Raw genomic sequence first — 18824 nt, forward strand, 5'->3', positions numbered from 1 at the left:
GGAAGTAGGACCGCAGGACCTGCTTGAGCGGGTCCTTCTTGGCGGCCTTGCGGAACGTGTAGTCGGTTCCGTACTTCATGTACGGCTCGTGGTACTGCGGCTCCCAGGACAGCTCCTGGATCTTCTGGTGAGCCTTGGCCAGACTCTGCCGACTCAAGATGGTCTCCTCACGTGAACCTGTGGTGGCGGGTTCACCTGCGACACATCACCGGCTGGCCGTCGGCGCGGCCGGCAGGCGAACCTGGGTTGTCAGCCCGTTCCCCGAGGCGCGGCGTAAGCGCGGGTGCCGTCGATCCTGGAGAGGACCCCGGGACGGTCCGGGCCAGGTGCGCGGGTCCCAGTCCTGGCCGCCCCGTGTCTCCACCTATACCCGTGTGAGTCCCGACACACGACCGCCGATCGGGTTAATTCGGATCGATCCGGCCGGGCCGCACGGCACGGGACCGCCCGCGCCGGAGGAGAACCGGCGGAGTCAGTGCAGGCGCGTCGCCGGGAAGTCCGCCCTCGGGTGGGCGATCGCCTCCTGCGCCGCCACCAGCGCGATCTCACGGTGGCCGCCGTCGTGGGTGGCCGCCAGGACGGCGAACACGCTCGACGCCGTGCGCTCCAGCGCCGCCCGCGGACCGGCGTCGCGGGTGTGCGCGAGGAACAGTGCTGCGGTCAGGTCGCCCGCGCCGTTCACCGAGATCGGCAACAGCGGCGTGTGCACCGACCACGCGCCCTCGTCGTCGACGGCCACCATCTCGATCGTGTCGGCCGGGGTCTGCTCGGTCTGCACGCTCGTGACCAGCACCGTCCGTGGCCCCGCCGCGCGCAGCGCCTCGACGGTGTCGAGCAGGTCGGTGGCGGTCGCGATCGTGCGGTCGGTGAGGAACTCGAGCTCGAACTGGTTGGGCGTGACGAGGTCGGCGGCGGGGACGACCCGGTCGCGCATGAACTCGGGGATGCCCGGGCGCACGAAGAAGCCGCGGCCGACGTCGCCCATCACCGGGTCGCAGCAGTACACCGCGGCCGGGTTGGCCGCCTTCACCTGCGCGACGGCGTCCAGCACGACCTCGCCGACGGCCTCCGCACCCTGGTAGCCCGACAGCACCGCGTCGCAGCCCGGCAGCACACCGCGCTCGGCCACCCCGGCGATCACCTCGGACACGTCGGACGGGTCGAGCAACGGGCCGCGCCACCGGCCGTACCCGGTGTGGTTGGAGAAGTGCACGGTGTTGACCGGCCACACCTCGTGGCCCAGGCGCTGCAGCGGGAAGGCGGCCGCGCTGTTGCCCACGTGGCCGTAGGCCACCGACGACTGGATCGACAGGATGCGCACCTCGGCGACACTAACCCCCGGCACTCCTCCTGACCGGCAACGAACGGCACGCTCGTCCACCCCCGGCGTACGGAAGTGCCGTTCGTTGCCCGGTCGCGGGCACCCGGAACGCGCCGAAGCCGCGACCCTGCGTGCGGTCGCGGCTCCGGGTTCAGCGCCTGGTGGTCAGTTGCCGCCGAACGGGTTCCCGAACGGCGACTGGCCCGGCCGGCCCTGGCCGCCGCTGGAGGTCGACGCGGCCTGGTCGGGTGTGCTGCCCAGCGTCACGTCGACGGTGCGCTCGGCGCCGCCGTCGGTGACCGTCAGCGTCACCGTGTCGCCGGGGGTCTGGGCGCCGACGCGGGCGATGAGGTCGGCGAAGTCCTGCACGCGCGCGTCGTCGACCCTGGTGACGACCTCCCCCGCCGCCAGGCCTGCGTCCGCCGCGGCCGACCCAGGCTCGACGGCCGAGATCTGCGCGCCCGACCCGTCGCCCGCGTTCGGGTTGCCCTGCACGCCGAGCACCGGCTTGGTGGCCGATCCGCTGTCGAGGATCTCCTGCGCCACCCGCTTCGCCTGGTCGACGGGGATCGCGAAGCCCAGCCCGATGCTGCCGGTGCTCTCGCCGCCCCCCGCCGTCGCGATCGCTGAGTTGATGCCGACCACGCGACCCTGCAGGTCGACCAGCGGGCCACCGGAGTTGCCCTGGTTGATCGGCGCGTCGGTCTGCATCCCGTTGTAGACGACGGCGGTGCCGTCCTCGCCCTGCACCGCGACCGTGCGGTCGAACGCGCTGACGATCCCGGTCGTCACCGTGCCGGTGAGGCCCTGCGGCGACCCGATCGCGACGACCTGCTGCCCGACCTGCACGTCGCCGCTGTTGCCGAGCGTGGCCGGGGTCAACCCGGACACGCCGTCGATGCGCAGCACGGCGAGGTCGTAGCTCGGGGCGGTGCCGACGATGCTGGCGGAGTGCTCGCTGCCGTCGGCGAGGGTGACGGTGATCTGCCCGGAACCGCCCGCCACCACGTGGTTGTTGGTCAGCACGTTGCCGTCCGCGGTGAGGATCACGCCGCTGCCCTCGGCCGTGCCCTGCGCCATCGTGACGCGGATGTCGACCGTGCTCGGGGTGGCGACCGCGGCCGCCCCGGCGACGGTGCCCGGCTCGGTCGAGGCCGCGGGGGAGGACGGCGCGGACGTCAGCGTGCTGCTCGGCGAGTCGGTGGCCAGCACGGCGTAGGCCCCGGCGAATCCGGCGCCGCCACCGACCAGCCCCGCGATGAGCGCGGCCGCGACGAGGTTCGTCATCGGGTTCCGCCTGCGCGGCTGCTCGTCGCGCGCCGCGCCGGGACCGTGCGGCGGCACCGGCCCGTGGGGGCCCACCGGGCCGCCGGGGCCGGGGTACGGACCGTGGGTGGGCATGCCGGATCCGGGGCGTGCGGACGCCGGTGTGGCCGCGGCCGGTCCGTACGCGGAGCCGCCCGCGGGCGGTGCGACGCCGGCGTAGGCCGGGACGGGGTACTGGCCGGTGCGGGAGGCCTCGGTCGTCGGCGCCTGCGCGTCCCGGCCCTGCTCCCTGTGCTCGTCGCTCATACCCACGACTGTGCGCCCGGAGTCTGGGAGGGAGCTGAGACGGTCCTGGGAAACTCCCACCAATTTCCGCGACTGTCAGGTTCATCCGCTGCCCCGCGACCCGGGTTCGCGCGCTGAACCGCTTCCTGCGCACCGCCGGCAGCGCGCGGAACGCGGTTCGGCGCGCGAGACCCCGCTGGGCTCAGCCGGCGTCGACGAGCGCGGGCTCGCCGCGCTCGGCCAGCTCCGCCTCCTTCTCCCGGATGATCGGCAGGACGTGCCGCCCGAAGTGCTCGACCTCCTCCTGGAAGTGCAGGTAGCCCAGCAGCATGAGGTTCGCGCCGCGGCGCTTGTACTCCATGATCCGGTCGGCGATCTGCTCGGGCGTGCCGATGAGCTGGGTGCGGAAGCCGTCGTTGTACTGGACGAGGTCCTCGAACGACGAGTCCGCCCACATGCCCTTCCGGTTCCCGGTGGACGCCCCGGCCTGCTGCACGGCGTCACGGAAGCCCTCGACAGCGGGCTTGTTGGCCTTCGCGACGATCTCGCGCAGCGTCTCCCGCGCCTCCTTCTCGGTGTCGCGCGCGATCATGAAGCCGTTCAGGCCGAACTTCGGCGCGACGGTGCGACCGGCGTCGCGCGCGTGCCCGAGCACCTCGGTGACCTGCTCCGTGAAGCCGTCGTAGTCCTTGCCGTTGGAGAAGTACCAGTCGGCGTGGTGGCCGCCGTTGTGGCGGGCGGCGGTGGAGTTGCCGCCCTGGAAGATCTCCGGGTGCGCGCGGCCGGGCACGGCGAGGGGCTTGGGCTTGAGGTCGAAGTCGTGGATCCGGTAGAAGTCGCCCCGGAACTCCGCGGAGTCGCTCGTCCAGATCCGGCGCAGCACCTGCATGAACTCCGCCGAACGCCGGTAGCGCTCGTCGTGCTCGAGCCACGGCTCGCCCAGTGCGGTGAACTCGGCCTTGAGCCACCCGCTCACGACGTTGACGGCGATGCGGCCCTGCGACAGGTGGTCGGCGGTGGCGACCCACTTGGACAGCACGCCGGGCTGCCACAGCCCCGGGTGGACCGCGGCGATGACCTTGAGTCGCTCGGTGGCCAGCAGCAGCGCGAGGGAGAAGCTGGTGGACTCGTGCTGGTGGTCCGCGCCGTAGCTGGCCATGTAGCGGACCTGGCTCAGCGCGTACTCGAAGCCGCTGTTCTCCGCGGTCTGCGCGAGCCTGCGGTTGTAGTCATAGCCCCAGTCGGTGCGCTGCTCGATGGTGCTGGTGACCAGACCGCCGCTGACGTTGGGCACCCAGTAGGCGAACTTGAGGGGCTCGGAGGACAGTTCTTCAGGCATGCGGCAACCATTTCTGGGACGTACGGGAAAAATGAACGGACAAATCCAGCGGAGGTGGTTCACTGGAGCAGGTGATGCTGTGACCTGCGGTTCACCGACACGCAGAGGATGTGACGCGCAGCAGGTCGACATGCAGCCGACGGCACAGAATGCGCGTGAACACGATTTCCAGAATGCGTGAGCGGACCCGCGGATGTCAAGCCCCACGATGCGGGTGACGCGGGCATGAACGCACCGCCCGTGGCGTTGCACCCGGCATGAGCACCGGCACCGTCGTCGACCTGCAGTCCGCGTGGAACACCTGGCACGCCGAGCGCGAGGAGGAGCTGCGCACACCGCACGGTTGGCTCAGCCTCACCGCCCTGCACTGGCTCACGCCCGAGCCGTCGGAGATCGACGGCCTGCCGGGCCGGTGGAGCGCCACCCCGGACGGCGTCGTGGTCACGGCGGCCGCGGCCGACGGGCTGGCCGTGCGCGGGGCGAAGGAGCCGCTGCCGATCGACGGCACCGTCACCCTGCACCCCGTCGACGGACTGCCCGGGTCGCTGGTGGAGGCCGGGGACCGGGTCGTCGAGATCGCCCGCCGCACCGACGCCCACGCGCTGCGGGTGCGCGATCCGCAGGCGCCGACCCGTACCGGGTTCACCGGCGTGCCCGCCTATCCCGCCGACCCCCGCTGGGTCCTCGACGCCCGCTTCGAGGCCTACCCCGAGCCGCGGTCCATCAGGGTCGACGCCGTGGTCGACGGGCTGAGCCACCGGCCGTCGGCGCTCGGCGTCGTCCGCTTCGACCTCGACGGGCAGGGCCACGAGCTCGTGGCGCTGGCCGGCAGGGCGGGCGGTCTGACGCTGCACTTCCGCGACGCCACGTCCGGCGTCACGACCTACCCGGGCGGGCGCTCGGTGCAGGTGGCCGACCCCGCGCCCGACGGGCGCGTCACCGTGGATCTCAACCGGCTGACGAACCTGCCGTGTGCGTTCACCGACTTCGCCACCTGCCCGCTGCCGCCGGCGGGCAACAGGCTGACGGTGGCGGTCGAGGCGGGGGAGCGTTCCCCCGCCTGAGCGGTGTCAGCGGCTCCAGGCCCCGCCCGACAGCGCGGCCGAACGGGCGCGGAAACCGACCGTGCCCTCGACGATTCCGTGCACGAGCTCGGCGCGGTTGCGCCCGGAGGTGGGAACGGTGGGGCCCAGTGCCCTGGCCAGGGCCCGCAGCACCGGGACGGTGAAGCGGCGGTCGCTGAGGTGGCCGGCCACCTCGGCGGGCGTGGTCATCGCACCGATCGCGATCACATCCGCCGACAGATCGGCACCGGGGGCCGTCGCGGCCCGGCGGCGGGGGGCCGCACACGGCGCGAACACCAGGCGACCCCGACCCTCGGCGAGATCACGCAGCTGCCCGGGGGTGAGGTCGTTGAGGGCGCGCGCGAGGACGGCGGCGGTGACGAGTTCCGTCATGCGGCGATTCCCTCGACGCCGTCGAGACGTTCGGAGATCTCCGACACCAGCTCGCGCAGCTCGCGGGTGGCGGCGCGGCCGGTTCCGCCGAGGATGACCGGTACTCCGTACTCGGGGGCCGGCCCGTACACGGCCTTGCTGTCGCGGATGGTGGTCGTCAGCGGCTCGACGTGACCGGCCTCGACGCGGCTCATCACGCTGCGCTGGGCCTCGATCGGCTCGTCGTTGTGCAGCTGCACCATCGTGAAGACGACGGCCGCGGGCGGGCGCGCGATCTGCTCGTCGTCGGCGCAGCGGGCGTTGAACTCGTCGACGAACGAGCTGATCTTCAGGCCCAGCGAGTCGATCCCGTTGGTGGACAGGTAGTCCGGCTTCGTGGGGATCAGCAGCAGGTCGCTGGCCGCGACGGCGTTGCGGGCGATCAGGCCGAAGTTGGGGGCGCAGTCGATGAGCGCCACGTCGTAGCCGGCGAACGCCTCGTGCGCGAGCCCGGCGCGCAGCCTGCTGTGCAGCTGCGTGAACCGGTCCGGGTCGCTGAGCAGGTGTGCGGCCAGCTCGGTGTCCACGTCGGACAGGTCGCGGTGCGACGGGATGAGGTCCAGGCGGCCCGACGAGCGCGCCAGCTTCTCCCGCACCCGCCGCGGCGACGCCAGCAGCCCGGCGGGCGAGTGCAGCGCCGAGCCGTCGTCGAGCCCGTCGAACCAGTGCTTGATGGTGCGTTCGGGCAGCAGCTGCTCGGCCCACTCGGTCGGGGTGAAGAACGAGACCGTGAGGCTGGCCTGCGAGTCGAGATCGAGTAGCAGGACCCGTTTCCCCCGCGCGGCGAGACCGGCGCCCAGGTTGGCGGTGAGCGTCGTCTTGCCCACGCCGCCCTTGTGATTGATGATCGAGACGACCTGCACGACTCTCTCCTCCCGCGGTGACGCGGCGCTACGATGCCATACCGCCCGTGAGCGCCTGCGTCAGGGGAGGCCGACTCTCATCCCCCGTTCGACGGGCGCCCGTGGGTCGGTCGGGTCGAGGCGGCCCACCGGCAGCAACGGGGGCTGCGCCATGAACCTCGGTTCTGTGCCGTGGTGGGCCTGCGCACCGTGCACGAGGAACGGATGGCAGAGGTAGACGTCGCCCGCCGCGCCGGTGGCGTGGGCGACGGCCCGGTGCTCGGTGGCCGCCACCGCCTCGGGTGCGAACGCGAGGAACTCGGCGCCCACGTCGCCGTAGGGTTCCAGCAGCCGCGGGACGTCGAGGTGCGATCCGACCCGGATGCGGGTCGGCGCGTCGTCGGGACCGACGTCGGAGAACAGGAACAGCAGGAGCAGGGCGCGGCCGTCGGAGCGCGCGTTGAGGCCGGTCCCGTCGTCGACGGCGATGCTGGCCTCGACGTGCCAGCCGGCGTCGCCGGGGTCGTCGGGGTGGGGGAACCGGACCGGCCAGGTGCCCAGCCCGCCCAGCGGTACCCAGCGCCCGGAGCCGACGAGCTGGTCGAACGCGGCGTGCAGGCGCGGTGTGGTGGCCGCGGCGCGGAACGGCTCGTCATGGCAGCCCCCGAGCCGGACCACCGGACGGGTCCACGTGCGGCGGTCGTGCGGATCGCAGCCGGTGCGCTCCCACAGCAGCGCGCGTCCGGCCTCGGCGACCTCCCGGGGGAAGGCGCCGTCCAGGCGCACGAACCCGCCCTCGACGAAACGCTCGATCTCCTCGGCGGTCAACCCGTCCATGGTCGGTACCCTGCGGCCCGCGGTGCGCTGCCGTCCACCGGATTCGGCACGGCCCCCGGTGGGCGGGCCCGCGCGGCCTAGGCTGCCGGGATGGCGCCCAGCATGGACTCCCTCGCCGACGACCTCGCCGCGGAGACCGCCGTGCTGCGGGCCCTGCTCGCCGACCTCGACGCCGCGGGCTGGGAGGCCGCCACCCCCGCGGTCGGCTGGGCGGTGCGCGACCAGGTCAGCCACCTCGCCCACTTCGACGACGCCGCGCTGGTGTCGGCCACGGATCCGGACACCTTCCGGGCGGGGCTGCGGGAGGCGGCCGCCACCGGGACCGTCGATCCCGACGCGATCGCGGCCCGCTACCGCGGCCTGCCTCCCGCCGAGCTGCTGGCCTGGTTCGACGCCGCGCGCACCCGGCTCGTCGACGTCTTCCGCGGCCTCGACGCCGGGCTGCGCGTGCCCTGGTACGGGCCGCCGATGAGTGCGGCGTCGTCGCTGACCGCCCGGCTCATGGAGACGTGGGCGCACGGGCAGGACGTGGCCGACACCGTCGGCGCCACCCGCACGCCGACCGACCGGCTGCGCCACGTCGCGCACATCGGGGTGCGGGCCATGCCGTTCAGCTACGCCCTGCGCGACCGTCCCGTCCCCGACGCTGCGGTGCGTGTGGAGCTCGAGGCGCCGTCCGGGCGGGCGTGGACGTGGGGGCCCGAGGACGCCACCGACCGCGTCACCGGCGCGGCCCTGGACTTCTGCCTGCTCGTCACCCAGCGCCGCCACCGCGACGACCTCGACCTGACGGTGCGCGGCCCGGTGGCGACGGAGTGGCTCGGCATCGCCCAGGCCTTCGCGGGCGCCCCCGGCGCCGGCCGCGAACCCGCCCGCCCCGCCCCGCCCTGACCACTCGCGGGTCAGCGGGCGGCCGGCTCCTTCGGCCGAGGTTCCGGCGCACGGCGGCGGCGGATCCTGCCGATCACCGGGAACAGGAGCAGGATCGCGATCACCGAGTAGACGGCCACGGCGAGCGGGGTGGACACCAGCGTCCACGGGTCGCCGTCGGCGATCTGCAGGGCCCGGCGCAGCTGCAGCTCCGCGTCCGGCCCGAGGATCACGCCGATGATCGCGGGCAGCACCGGCAGGCCGTAGCGGCGCATCAGGAACCCGATGCCGCCGATCACGAGCAGCACGATCAGGTCGAGCGGCTGTCCGCTGACCGCGTACGCCCCGACGCAGGCGAAGAACAGGATGCCGGCGTACATGTAGGGCCGCGGGATCTGCAGCAGCTTCGCCCACAGCGGGGCGAGCGGCAGGTTGAGCACCAGCAGCAGCACCAGGCCGATGAACAGGCTCGCGATCAGCGTCCACACCAGGTCGGCCTGCGTGGTGAACAGCAGCGGGCCCGGCTGGATGCCGAACTGCTGGAACGCCGCCAGCATCACCGCGGCGATCGCCGTGGTGGGCAGGCCGAGGGTCAGCATCGTGGCGAGCGTGCCCGCCGACGACGCGCTGGCGGCCGACTCCGGCCCGGCCACGCCCTCGATCGCGCCGTGCCCGAACTCCTCGGGCCGCTTCGACAGCCGCCGCTCCGTCACGTACGACATGAACGTCGACATCTCCGCGCCGCCCGCCGGGATCGAGCCGAACGTGAACCCGATGAACGGCCCGCGCGCCCACGGCTTCCAGGCCCGCTTCACGTCCTCGCGGGAGAGCCACGGCCGCCCGACCGGGATCACCTCGTCCTGCGTGCGGCGCAGGTGCGCGGCCACCCACAGCGCCTCGCCGACGGCGAACAGGCCGACCGCGACGACGATGACGTCGATGCCGTCCGCGAGCTGCGGCACCCCGAACGTCAGCCGCGCCTGCCCGGAGATCGGGTCCAGCCCGACCAGCCCGATGGTGAGCCCGATCGCCAGCGCTGCGAACCCGCGGATGCGGGAGCTGCCCAGCACCGAGGTGACGGCGACGAACGCCAGCACCATGATCGCGAAGTAGTCCGGCGCGCCGATGTCGACGGCCACCGACGCCACGAGCGGCGCGAGCAGCACGATCCCGATCGCGCCGACGATGCCGCCGATGAAGTGCCCGATCGCCGCCGTGGCCAGCGCCTGCGCGCCGCGCCCCTGCCGGGCCATCGGGTTGCCCTCGATCGCCGCGATCACCGACGCGGACTCGCCGGGGGTGTTGAGCAGGATCGAGGTGGTGGAGCCGCCGAACATCGCGCCGAAGTAGATGCCGGCGAACAGGATGAACGCGCCGGTCGGGTCGAACGCATAGGTGACGGGCAGCAGCAGCGCCACCGCCATGGCCGGGCCGATGCCCGGGAGCACGCCGATCGCGGTGCCGAGCAGCACGCCGACGGCGGCGAAGAGCAGGTTCCCGGGCGTCAGGGCGTTGGCGAAGCCACCCATCAGCGCATCGAACGACTCGATCACGAGAACACTCCCATCAGGGGGCCACCGGGCAGGTCCACGCCCAGCAGCGCGTCGAACACGATCCAGGTGACGAGCGAGACGCCCGCCGCGATCAGCGGGTCACGGGGGAACGACCGCGACCCCAGCGCGTAGGTCGCGCCCCAGAACAGGCCCATGCCGGCCAGCGGCCAGCCCAGGATCGGGATGACGGCGGCCGTCGCGACCAGCACCCCGGCCAGGATCAGCACGGTGCGTTGGTCGGCCGGCACCGCCAGGTCGACGTCCTCACCGCCCTCGGCCTCGCCGTGGCCGCCGCGCAGCACGTCGCGCGCCAGCAGCACCGCGAGCATCAGCAGCAGCGAGCCGACGACGAACGGCACCGCGTGCGGCCCGAGCGGGTCGGAGTCACCGCCCGCGTTCGTGCCCAGCAGGCTGTCGACCACCACGAGCAGGCCGGTGAGCAGCAGCAACGCGGAGACGCCCAGCTCGGAGCGCTCCCTCAACCAGACGGTCACGACACCAGCCCCAGTTCCCGCAGCACGCCGGCCACGCGGTCGTTCTCGGAGACGAGGAACTCGCCGAACGCGTCGCCGGTGAGGAACGCGTCGTCCCAGCCGTTGCGCTCCAGCGCCGTGGACCACTCCGGCGTGTCGTGCAGCGCGGTGAACGCGGCCACCAGCTCGGCGCGGGCCGCGTCGTCGAGGCCGGGCGGCGCGACGATCCCGCGCCAGTTCGTGAACTCGACGTCCACGCCGGACTCGGTCAGCGTCGGCGCGTCCAGCCCGGGTGCGCGTTCGGCCGAGGTGACGGCCAGCACCCGCAGCTCGCCCGCCGCGACCTGCTCGGCGAACTCGCCCAGCCCGGACACCCCGAAGGCCACCTTGTCGCCCAGCACGGCGGCCAGCAGCTCGCCGCCGCCGTCGTAGGACACGTAGTTGACATCGCGCGGCGGGAGCCCGACGGCCTCGGCCATGAGCATCGGCGCGAGGTGGTCGGGTCCGCCGGGGGAGGAACCCCCGCCGACGGGCGTGCCGCCGGGGTCGGCCGTCCACGCCGCGAGCAGCTGCTCGATCGTCCGGAACGGCGAGTCGCTGCCGACGACGACGATCTCGCTCTCCTCGGTCAGCCGCGCGATCGGCGTGACGTCGGCCAGCGTCGAGGGGGAGGCGTTGGTGAACACCGCCCCGACGACGCCGAGTCCCATCGACATCACGAGCCGGTCGTTGCCGCTCTCGTTGACCGTGCGGCCCAGGCCGACCGTGCCGCCCGCGCCGGGCAGGTTGAACACCTCGACGGCGCCCGACGTGCCGGACTCCTCCATCGCACGGGCCGCCGTGCGGGCGGTGATGTCGTAGCCGCCGCCGGGGGCGTTGGGCACCAGCACGCGCAGCCCGCGCAGCTGGGTGCCGTCCCCGCCGCCCGCGGCCGCGCCGATCAGGGGTGGCACCAGCAGCACCGCGGCGATCGCCGCGAGCACCGCCAGTACGGTCCGGGAGCGCATGGGCCGGTCCTCTCCGTCGAGGGTGTTGGTGCGGCTCATCGTGCGGTCCCGCGGCGGCCCTGTCCCGCTTCTCCGCACAACGGTCGTTGTGGTCGTTGTGGTCACGCGCGTGGAAGGCTGCCTCCCATGGCCCGCCCCACGCTGGCGCGGCAGTTCCTCGGCTGGCAGCTCGGGATCGTCGCGCTGCTGCTCGCCGCCGTCGCCGCCCTCGCCGTCGCGCAGTCCGACGCCGCGTTCCGCGAGACCCAGGGCCGGCGGATGCTGTCGGTGGCCGAGGACGTCGCGGCCACCGCCACCGTCCGCCAGAGCCTCGCGACCGGGCAGCACGGTGCGTTGCCCGGCATCGCGACCACCGCGCGCAACCTGTCGGGCGCCGACGAGATCGTGATCGTCGACAGCGGGCTGACCGTGCGTACCGCCACCGACCCCGCCGAGGTGGACACGGCCTTCGACCTCGGGGAGAGCACGGCGCTGCGGGGCCGGGCGTGGGTCGGGCACCCGGATGGGCGCACGGTCGTGGCCCAGGTGCCGGTGATCGCCGACGGCGGTGCGGTGGTCGGGGTGGTGGCCGCGCGGGTCGCGGCGCCCCCGCTGCTCACCGGCCTCGCCGCCGCGCCGGGGCAGACCGCCGCGCTGCTCGGCGTGGCTCTCGTCGTCGGCGTCGCCGGGTCGCTGCTGCTGGCCCGCCGGGTGCGCCGCCAGACGCTCGGGCTGGAGCCCGCGGAGATCGTCGAGCTGGTGCAGCGGCGCGAGGCGATGCTGCTGGGCGTCAAGGAGGGCGTGGTCGGCATGGACGATGCGCACCGCATCACGCTGCTCAACGACGCGGCCAGGGAGATGCTCGACCTCGGCGACGACGCCGATGTCGCGGCGCTCGACGAGCGGCTGCGCGACGTCCTCACCGGAGCGACCGGAGGGGAGGACCAGGTGGTGCTGCGGGGGGACCGCGTGCTCGTGCTCAACCGGATGCCGGTACTCGCGCACGGCGAGCGGGTCGGCGCGGTCGTGACGCTGCGCGACCGCACCGAGCTCGCGACGCTGCAGGACCGGCTCGACGCCTCCCGGCACGTCACCGACACGCTGCGCGCGCAGACCCACGAGTTCGCCAACCGGATGCACACCATCGCCGGGCTCACCGAGCTGGGCGAGCACGACGAGGTGCGCCGGTTCGTCGCCGGGGTGGTCCGGGAGTCCGGCCAGTGGCGCCGGGAGGTCACCGCGCAGGTCGGCGACGCGGCCGCGGCCGCGCTGCTGGTGGCGAAGGCCAGCCTCGCGACCGAGCGCGGGGTGGTGCTGCGGCTGGCGTCCGGGTCGCGCCTGGACCCGGTCGACCCGGTCCGCGACCCGGCCCTGTCCGCCGACCTCGTGACGGTGCTGGGCAACCTCGTCGACAACGCGCTGGACGCGGTGTCGAACGGTCCGGCGGGTGGCCCCGCGTGGGTCGAGGTCGGGCTGGCCCTGAGCGCGGACGGTGCGGCCGGGAGGGGCGACGCCGTCAGGGTCACGGTGCGCGACTCCGGGCCCGGTGTCGCGACCGGACTGGCCGAGGAGGTGTTCCGGCACGGGTTCACCACGAAGGCCGCCGAGCAGCCCGGAGGGCGGGGGCTGGGGCTCGCGCTGGCCCGCCAGGTGTGCCTGCGCCGCGGCGGCAGGATCGACGTGCACAACGACGGGGGCGCGGTGTTCACCGCGTCGCTCCCGCTGGCCGGGGTGCCGGTGTGATGCGCGTGCTCGTCGTCGACGACGACTTCATGGTCGCCCGCGTGCACAGCGGGTACGTGGCCCGGATCCCCGGCTGCGAGGTGGTCGGGGTGGCCCACACCGGCGCCGAGGCGATGACGCTGGCCCGCGAGCTGCGACCGGACCTGGTGCTGCTCGACGTCCACCTCCCCGACCTCTCCGGCCTGGAGGTGCTGGCCGGCCTGCGCACCGGCGACGCGGCGGACCCGTTCGTCCTGATGATCACCGCGGCCGACGACGCGGCCACCGTCACCGCGGCCCTGCACGGCGGCGCCACCCACTACCTGGTGAAACCGTTCGACGCCGCGGCGCTCGCGGACCAGGTGGAGCGGGTGGCACGGCTCCGCGGGCGGCTGGCCGGGCTGGCCGGGTCGAACCGGGGCAGGGCCGCGCAGGACGAGATCGACTCCGTCTTCGGCGCCCGTCCCGGCTTCGCCACCCGCCTGCCGAAGGGGCTGACCGCTCCGACCGCCCGCATCGTGGAACAGGTGCTGCGCTCCGTGGACGGCGACCTCTCCGCCACGGAGTGCGCCGGACGCACCGAGCTGTCGCGGGTGAGCGCCCGGCGCTACCTGGAGCACTTCGTGGCGGTCGGGGCGGCTCAGGTGCGGCTGCGTTACGGCGGCACCGGCCGTCCCGAACGCCGCTACCGCTGGACCCGCTGACCCCGGACGGCCCTGACCGCCCGCCTCCACTCCCGGCCCCGCCTCGGGATGGCGGCCCCGCCCGGCCCCGGCGGATCGGGTGGGGCCGAGCGGCGGGCGGACCCGGGGCCTACTTCAGGGCGTCGAGCAGCGCCTGGCGCTGGCGGTCGCCGAGGCCCGCGGCGCGGCGGGACACGTCGATGCCGGTCTGTTCCAGCAGCGCGCTGACCTTGGCGGGGCCGTAGCCGGGCAGGCTCTTGAGCAGGTCGGCGACCTTGGTCTTGCCGACGATCGTGTCGGACTTCGCCCGGTCGAGGACCGAGGGGATGGTCTCCTCGCCGCGGGCGATCCGGTCGCGGAGCTCCTTGCGCGCGGTGCGGGCGGCGGCGGCCTTCTTCAGGGCGTCGGCGCGCTGCTCGGGAGTGAGCGTGGGCAGTGCCATGTCGTGGATCTCCTCTCCATGCGTCCACCCCGGACGGGTGTTCACGCAGGTCATCTTCACGGTCCAGCCTGACAGAACCGCGTAGCGCCACGCGGGCGACCCCCGGGTTCGCGCTCGTCCGCCTGCGGGCCGCTGCCCGGTCCGGCGCCGGGGCCGGGTGCTCAGGGCTCGCTCGGGTCAGCAGGACCGGGCGACCGGGACCGGGGTACTGGTCAGCGGGACGTCGGAGGTCTCGTCCGCGGTCGCCGAGCCGGACCGGGAGGCCGTCTCGTCCTCGTCGCCGCGGAGGGTCTCCGGGATGTCGGACGGGGCCGCGGCGGCCGTGGGCGGCGCGGCCGCCGGATCGCGGGTGAGCGCGTCCCGCACGACCTCGCGCATGTAGTCGTAGTCCGGATTGCCGGTGTCGAAGCGGCCGTCGTCCTGCTCGGGATCGGGCAGGTTGGGATCGAACGCCACGCTCTCCAGGTCCAGCGGGCCGTCGGCGATGGAGACCAGCGCCGGGAGCACCTGCTGCGGGATGTCGGTGGACACGCTGTCGGTGGTGGCGCGCGCGATGGACTGGAAGTTCGCCAGCAGCTCGGCGGGGGTGTTCTGGGTGAGGATGCTCTGCAGCAGGCAGCGCTGCCGGCCCATCCGCACGTAGTCGGTGGAGTTGGTGCGCGAGCGCGCGAACGCGAGCGCGTCCTCCCCGTCGAGCTGCTGGACGCCCGGTTCGATGTAGCCGGTGGGCGTGACGGACCGACCGCTGGGGCTGATCCCGCCGATCGGGACGCGCTCGGGGCCCACGTCGACCCGCACGCCACCCAGCGCGTCGACGATCGCCGCGAAGCCCGCCATGTCCAGCTCGACGAAGTAGTCCAGCTGCAGGCCGAGCATGTACGAGACGGTCTGCTGCAGCAGGTTGAGGCCGACGTCGTCGGTGGGGCCGGGCGGGGCGAGCTCCGGGAACTGGTGCGCGTAGGCGTAGACGGCGTTGAGCAGGTAGTCGCCCGAGGTGGGATCGCTGTCGTCGTGGAACCCGTCGGGGAACTCCTCGGCCATCGGCGAGCCGGGCGGGAAGGGTGCGCGCCCGATGTTGCGGGGCAGCGAGAACAGCGTGGTGCGCCCGGTCGCGGTCTCGACGCTGGCCACCATCATGGTGTCGGTGCGGGTGCCGGTGCGGTCCGGCCCGGCGTCGCTGCCGACGAGCAGCAGGTTGATCCGGGCCTGGCCCAGCACCGCGCCCGCGTCCTCGTCGGAGAACAGGTCGGCGAGCAGGGCACGCTGGGAGTTGGCCAGGTTGGCGGCGAACCCCACGGGGACGGCCACCACCAGGCACAGCGCCGTGACGGCCACGAGGCCCACGGCGCGCCGCCCGGGGTCCAGGCCGCGGGGCTCGGCGACGACCCAGGTGCGCACGATGACGGCGATCCACGCGGCCGCGGTGAACACGCACAGCAGCGCGGCCACGACGAGCGCGCGGGGGGACAGGAACGTGGCGAGCAGGTCGGATCGCCGCAGCGTGAGCAGCGCGATGGTCAGCGCGATGACCGCCGCCAGGAACGTGCCGAGGATCAGCCGGCCGGTGCGCCTGCGGTGCAGCATCAGGTGCCCGGACCCTGGCGCGACGGTGGCCGCGGCCGTGGCCAGCAGCGCGCGGCCCAGCGTGCGGGGCCGGCGCGGCCCGGTGCGGCGCAGCGGCGGCGGCGTGGGGCGCCGGGGCTCCTCCGTGTCCTGCCGTGGCTCCGCGGCGGCCGGGGTCCGGACGACCGGTCGCTGGACCCGTGGCGCGTCCGGGCCGCCGCTGCCGGTGGCGCGGTCGGCGACCCGGCGGTCCTCGGGCTGGGCGCGGGGGGTGCGTGGGACCGACCGGGTGCGCCGGCCCTCCGGATCGCCCGACCGCGGGCCGGGGGGTCGTGGGTCGTCGGGGCGTGGGCCGCCGGGACGGGGCTCGGCCGACCGCGGGGCGGGAGGCCGCGGGTCGGGGGTGCGGGGGTCGGGGGTGCGGGGGTCGGGAGCGCGGGGGTCGGGGGTGCGGGGTCCGGCGGTTCGCGGGCCGGGTGTACGGGGGTCGGGTGTGCGGGGTCCGGGGCGGGCCGTGGGGATCCGCGTCGTCGCCGGCGGGACCGGGCCGCCGCGCCGGGGTTCGGCCCCCGGGGTGGGGCGCAGGTGGGGGCGGACCGGCCGGGTGGGGTCCTCGGTCGCGGGTGGGTCGTTGCGGGAGCCCGTGCGGCGGTAGCCCGATCCTTCGCGCGCGGCCCGGTTGGGCCACGGCGACTCGCCGGTGCGGTGGGGACGCCGATCACGGCCGGGGGGGACCCGCTCGTCCACTGCTGGTCACCCCCTGTCCTCGTCTCGACGCGAACATACCGATCGTCGGCGCGACGCCCCTGCCCGTCGATCATGGAGGTCGGGGACGTCCTGCGGTCTCGACGGTGAGGCCGGGCAGAGCGTACTGGCGGTGATCTCCTGGAGAACGGCGCACCTCGCCAGGGCGAGGAGAAGGCGACATCCGGGTGCACACCGGTCGGGCTGCAGGTCGGTGGCCGCGTGGCCGGGTGGGCGGTCGTCGAGCGCAGGAGTGGCGGTGCGCGTCCCGCTCGTCGCGTCCCGGCCGGCCGGGAGCACCCGGGCCGGCTCCCGCGCGGCGGCGGGACCGGTCCCGCTCCCGGCGCCGGTGACGACGATCCTGCACCCGGTCCGCGCCCCGATGTCGGCCGCCGTCCGGTTCCCCACGGGGTCGACCGTAGATGCTCGCCCGGAGATACTGCGGTGGTGGAGGTGGCGGGCGGCACGGCGGCGGCACTCGTGCTGGCGGGGGGCAGCGGCACGCGGGTCGGGGCCGCTCGCAACAAGGTGTTCCTTCCGGTGGCGGGCCGGTCGGTCATCGCCTGGTCGCTCGACACGCTGGCCGGCGCGCCGGGGATCGGGCCGGTGGTGCTCGTCGTCCGGCCCGAGGACCGCGACCTCGCCCGCACGGTGATCGACCGCGAGACCGCCGCCGGTGACGTCGAGATCGTCGACGGCGGGGCGACCCGCCAGGACTCCGAGCTCGCCGGGCTGCGGGCACTGGCGGACCGCATCGCCTGCGGCCGGGTCGACGTCGTGCTCGTCCACGACGGGGCGCGGCCGCTGGTGACCCGCGCCCTGGTCGCCGAGGTTCTGAGCGTGGCGCGGGAGGTCGGCGGCGCGGTGCCGGGGATGTGGCGCGACGATCTGGCCGAGGTGTCCGACACCGGCGGGCTGCGGGTGCCCGCGCGCCTCGTGGCGGTGCAGACTCCGCAGGGATTCCGGGCCGCGCCGCTGCTCGCGGCGTACGAGCGGGCGGCGGCGGAGGGCTTCGTGGGCACCGACACCGCGTCGTGCGTGGCGCGCTACGCCCCGGGGACGCCCGTGCTCCGGATCGCGGGCGAGCCGCGCAACGTGAAGATCACCTATGCCCACGACGTGCAGGTCACCGCGGGTGGGCTGATTCGGCGGGGAATTGCGTGAAGAATGTGAATGAACTATTGGTACCAGCCAATTCACCCGTTCAGGGCACATCTGCCCAGGGGGCCGGTCGTTGATCAGGGTGCGTCACCGTGTGGCGCGCAAGGACCGCTCCCCCTCGCTGGTCTCCGATCCCCCAGGGTCGACGACGGCGACACCCTGCATCGAGGAGAAGGCAGTGTTCGAAGGTTTCAGCAAGGCGTTCGTGCGTGAGGCGATCAACCGGAGCGCGGAGAACGCCGTGGACCGGCGCCGCTTCCTGCGTGCCGCGGGCCTGACCGGCCTCGGCGTCGCGGGCGTGGCCACGGCCGGGGTCATGACCACCGGTGCCGCGTTCGCCGACGCCCCCGCCGACGACGGCTCGGCCACCGACGCCGCGGTCCTCAACTTCGCCCTCAACCTCGAGTACCTCGAGGCCGAGTTCTACCTGCGCGGCGTGACCGGCGAGGGCCTCAAGGACAAGCAGATCGACGGCTCCGGCAAGCTCGGTGAGGTCACCGGCGGCCGCCAGGTCAAGTTCGAGTCGAAGCTGGCCGCCCAGTACGCCCGCGAGATCGCGAGCGACGAGCGCGCGCACGTCGACTTCCTGCGCGCCGCCCTCGGCGACGCCAAGGTCGCCCGTCCGGCGATCGACCTCGACGCCGCCTTCAGCGCCGCGGCCACGGCCGCGGGCCTGATCAAGCCCGGCGAGACGTTCGACGTCTTCGCCAACGAGGACAACTTCCTGCTCGGCGCGTTCGTGTTCGAGGACGTGGGCGTCACCGCGTACAAGGGCGCGTCCCCGCTGGTCACGAACAAGACCTTCCTCGAGGCGGCCGCGGGCATCCTGGCCGTCGAGGCCTACCACGCGGGCCTCGTCCGCACCGTGCTGCTGAGCAAGGGCCTCGAGGTCCCGGCCGGCGCGATCTCCGACGCCCGTGACAGCCTCGACGGTCCGACCGACCTGGACCAGGGCATCGTGGACGAGAACGGCGACGGCAACATCGTCCCCGCCGACGAGAACGCCATCGCCTACAGCCGCACCCCCGGCCAGGTCCTCAACATCGTGTACCTGAACCCGGCCTCGGTCACCTCGGGCGGGTTCTTCCCGAACGGGGTCAACGGCGCGGTGAACACCTCCGACGACAACGCCTGATCGTCGTCTTCTCCTCCTCCGCAGCGGTGGGGCGGGCCCGGCCGGCGCCCCCGCCCCCCCCCCCCCGGGCCGCGACCCCCCCCCCACGCCCACACCACGCAGGCCC

Annotated in this window: 17 protein-coding genes; 6 read left to right on the forward strand and 11 right to left on the reverse strand. The window is 74.2% G+C overall.

What is annotated here, in order from left to right; translation table 11 throughout:
• Positions 1-472 precede the first annotated feature (472 nt).
• The 3 genes from pdxY to sfnG all read right to left on the reverse strand — a co-directional run bounded on the left by pdxY (position 473) and on the right by sfnG (position 4211).
• Positions 473-1321, reverse strand: coding sequence for a pyridoxal kinase PdxY (gene pdxY / locus Q1K26_RS17180; RefSeq protein ID WP_300013620.1), 849 nt, complete (start codon positions 1319-1321; stop codon positions 473-475).
• 165 nt (positions 1322-1486) lie between these two features.
• Entirely contained in the window at positions 1487-2893 is a 1407-nt protein-coding gene (locus Q1K26_RS17185; protein ID WP_300013623.1) for a trypsin-like peptidase domain-containing protein, read from the reverse strand.
• Positions 2894-3074: 181 nt separating this feature from the next.
• A complete protein-coding gene (gene sfnG / locus Q1K26_RS17190) occupies positions 3075-4211 on the reverse strand; it encodes a dimethylsulfone monooxygenase SfnG (protein ID WP_300013626.1) in 1137 nt (378 codons plus the stop codon).
• Positions 4212-4468: 257 nt separating this feature from the next.
• On the opposite strand from sfnG, the gene Q1K26_RS17195 reads away from it, so the two are divergent.
• Entirely contained in the window at positions 4469-5275 is an 807-nt protein-coding gene (locus Q1K26_RS17195; RefSeq protein ID WP_300013629.1) for a DUF1684 domain-containing protein, read from the forward strand.
• Positions 5276-5281: 6 nt separating this feature from the next.
• On the opposite strand, the gene Q1K26_RS17200 is transcribed toward Q1K26_RS17195, so the two are convergent.
• From Q1K26_RS17200 to Q1K26_RS17210, 3 genes are read right to left on the reverse strand one after another with little or no spacing between them, the layout of a single operon-like run.
• Entirely contained in the window at positions 5282-5668 is a 387-nt protein-coding gene (locus Q1K26_RS17200; RefSeq protein ID WP_300013632.1) for a hypothetical protein, read from the reverse strand.
• Complete coding sequence (locus tag Q1K26_RS17205; protein WP_300013635.1) at positions 5665-6570, reverse strand: ParA family protein; 906 nt, start codon at positions 6568-6570, stop codon at positions 5665-5667. Before Q1K26_RS17205 ends, Q1K26_RS17200 begins: the two co-directional genes overlap by 4 nt.
• A 60-nt stretch (positions 6571-6630) precedes the next feature.
• Positions 6631-7386 (reverse strand): phytanoyl-CoA dioxygenase family protein, encoded by a 756-nt coding sequence (locus Q1K26_RS17210; protein WP_300013638.1) that lies wholly within the window; start codon positions 7384-7386, stop codon positions 6631-6633.
• 90 nt (positions 7387-7476) lie between these two features.
• Between Q1K26_RS17210 and Q1K26_RS17215 the strand changes: the two genes are divergently transcribed.
• Positions 7477-8277, forward strand: coding sequence for a TIGR03084 family metal-binding protein (locus tag Q1K26_RS17215; RefSeq protein ID WP_300013641.1), 801 nt, complete (start codon positions 7477-7479; stop codon positions 8275-8277).
• A gap of 11 nt (positions 8278-8288) precedes the next feature.
• Here Q1K26_RS17215 and Q1K26_RS17220 read toward each other — a convergent pair whose 3' ends face one another.
• From Q1K26_RS17220 to Q1K26_RS17230, 3 genes are read right to left on the reverse strand one after another with little or no spacing between them, the layout of a single operon-like run.
• The gene (locus Q1K26_RS17220; RefSeq protein ID WP_300013657.1) at positions 8289-9785 is read right to left on the reverse strand and encodes a tripartite tricarboxylate transporter permease; all 1497 of its coding nucleotides are present in this window, start codon (positions 9783-9785) and stop codon (positions 8289-8291) included.
• Between the two features lie 20 nt (positions 9786-9805).
• A complete protein-coding gene (locus Q1K26_RS17225; protein WP_300013643.1) occupies positions 9806-10303 on the reverse strand; it encodes a tripartite tricarboxylate transporter TctB family protein in 498 nt (165 codons plus the stop codon).
• Complete coding sequence (locus Q1K26_RS17230; protein ID WP_300013660.1) at positions 10300-11289, reverse strand: tripartite tricarboxylate transporter substrate-binding protein; 990 nt, start codon at positions 11287-11289, stop codon at positions 10300-10302. Before Q1K26_RS17230 ends, Q1K26_RS17225 begins: the two co-directional genes overlap by 4 nt.
• 126 nt (positions 11290-11415) lie before the next feature.
• On the opposite strand from Q1K26_RS17230, the gene Q1K26_RS17235 reads away from it, so the two are divergent.
• The gene (locus Q1K26_RS17235) at positions 11416-13011 is read left to right on the forward strand and encodes an ATP-binding protein (RefSeq protein WP_300013646.1); all 1596 of its coding nucleotides are present in this window, start codon (positions 11416-11418) and stop codon (positions 13009-13011) included.
• Positions 13008-13694, forward strand: coding sequence for a response regulator (locus tag Q1K26_RS17240; RefSeq protein ID WP_300013650.1), 687 nt, complete (start codon positions 13008-13010; stop codon positions 13692-13694). The genes Q1K26_RS17235 and Q1K26_RS17240 overlap by 4 nt, the downstream gene beginning before the upstream one ends.
• A 109-nt stretch (positions 13695-13803) precedes the next feature.
• Here Q1K26_RS17240 and mihF read toward each other — a convergent pair whose 3' ends face one another.
• Positions 13804-14115: an integration host factor, actinobacterial type gene (gene mihF, locus Q1K26_RS17245; RefSeq protein WP_300013662.1), complete on the reverse strand. Its 312-nt coding sequence runs from the start codon at positions 14113-14115 to the stop codon at positions 13804-13806.
• A 177-nt stretch (positions 14116-14292) separates the two neighbouring features.
• Positions 14293-16425: an LCP family protein gene (locus Q1K26_RS17250; protein ID WP_300013653.1), complete on the reverse strand. Its 2133-nt coding sequence runs from the start codon at positions 16423-16425 to the stop codon at positions 14293-14295.
• A 444-nt stretch (positions 16426-16869) separates the two neighbouring features.
• On the opposite strand from Q1K26_RS17250, the gene Q1K26_RS17255 reads away from it, so the two are divergent.
• On the forward strand, positions 16870-17586 hold the full coding sequence (locus tag Q1K26_RS17255; protein ID WP_363320487.1) for an IspD/TarI family cytidylyltransferase: 717 nt from the start codon (positions 16870-16872) through the stop codon (positions 17584-17586).
• Between the two features lie 175 nt (positions 17587-17761).
• A complete protein-coding gene (locus Q1K26_RS17260; protein WP_300013656.1) occupies positions 17762-18718 on the forward strand; it encodes a ferritin-like domain-containing protein in 957 nt (318 codons plus the stop codon).
• Positions 18719-18824: the final 106 nt, after the last annotated feature.

This window comes from Pseudonocardia sp., assembly GCF_029263155.1.
Lineage (GTDB): Bacteria > Actinomycetota > Actinomycetes > Mycobacteriales > Pseudonocardiaceae > Pseudonocardia.

What these genes read in the sequence shown, in the direction of transcription:
- Q1K26_RS17185 (WP_300013623.1), bottom strand. Translation starts at nt 2,893, where the DNA reads ATGAGCGACGAGCACAGGGAGCAGGGCCGGGACGCGCAGGCGCCGACG.
- sfnG (WP_300013626.1), bottom strand. Translation starts at nt 4,211, where the DNA reads ATGCCTGAAGAACTGTCCTCCGAGCCCCTCAAGTTCGCCTACTGGGTG.
- Q1K26_RS17195 (WP_300013629.1), top strand. Translation starts at nt 4,469, where the DNA reads ATGAGCACCGGCACCGTCGTCGACCTGCAGTCCGCGTGGAACACCTGG.
- Q1K26_RS17200 (WP_300013632.1), bottom strand. Translation starts at nt 5,668, where the DNA reads ATGACGGAACTCGTCACCGCCGCCGTCCTCGCGCGCGCCCTCAACGAC.
- Q1K26_RS17210 (WP_300013638.1), bottom strand. Translation starts at nt 7,386, where the DNA reads ATGGACGGGTTGACCGCCGAGGAGATCGAGCGTTTCGTCGAGGGCGGG.
- Q1K26_RS17215 (WP_300013641.1), top strand. Translation starts at nt 7,477, where the DNA reads ATGGCGCCCAGCATGGACTCCCTCGCCGACGACCTCGCCGCGGAGACC.
- Q1K26_RS17220 (WP_300013657.1), bottom strand. Translation starts at nt 9,785, where the DNA reads ATGGGTGGCTTCGCCAACGCCCTGACGCCCGGGAACCTGCTCTTCGCC.
- Q1K26_RS17230 (WP_300013660.1), bottom strand. Translation starts at nt 11,289, where the DNA reads ATGCGCTCCCGGACCGTACTGGCGGTGCTCGCGGCGATCGCCGCGGTG.
- Q1K26_RS17235 (WP_300013646.1), top strand. Translation starts at nt 11,416, where the DNA reads ATGGCCCGCCCCACGCTGGCGCGGCAGTTCCTCGGCTGGCAGCTCGGG.
- mihF (WP_300013662.1), bottom strand. Translation starts at nt 14,115, where the DNA reads ATGGCACTGCCCACGCTCACTCCCGAGCAGCGCGCCGACGCCCTGAAG.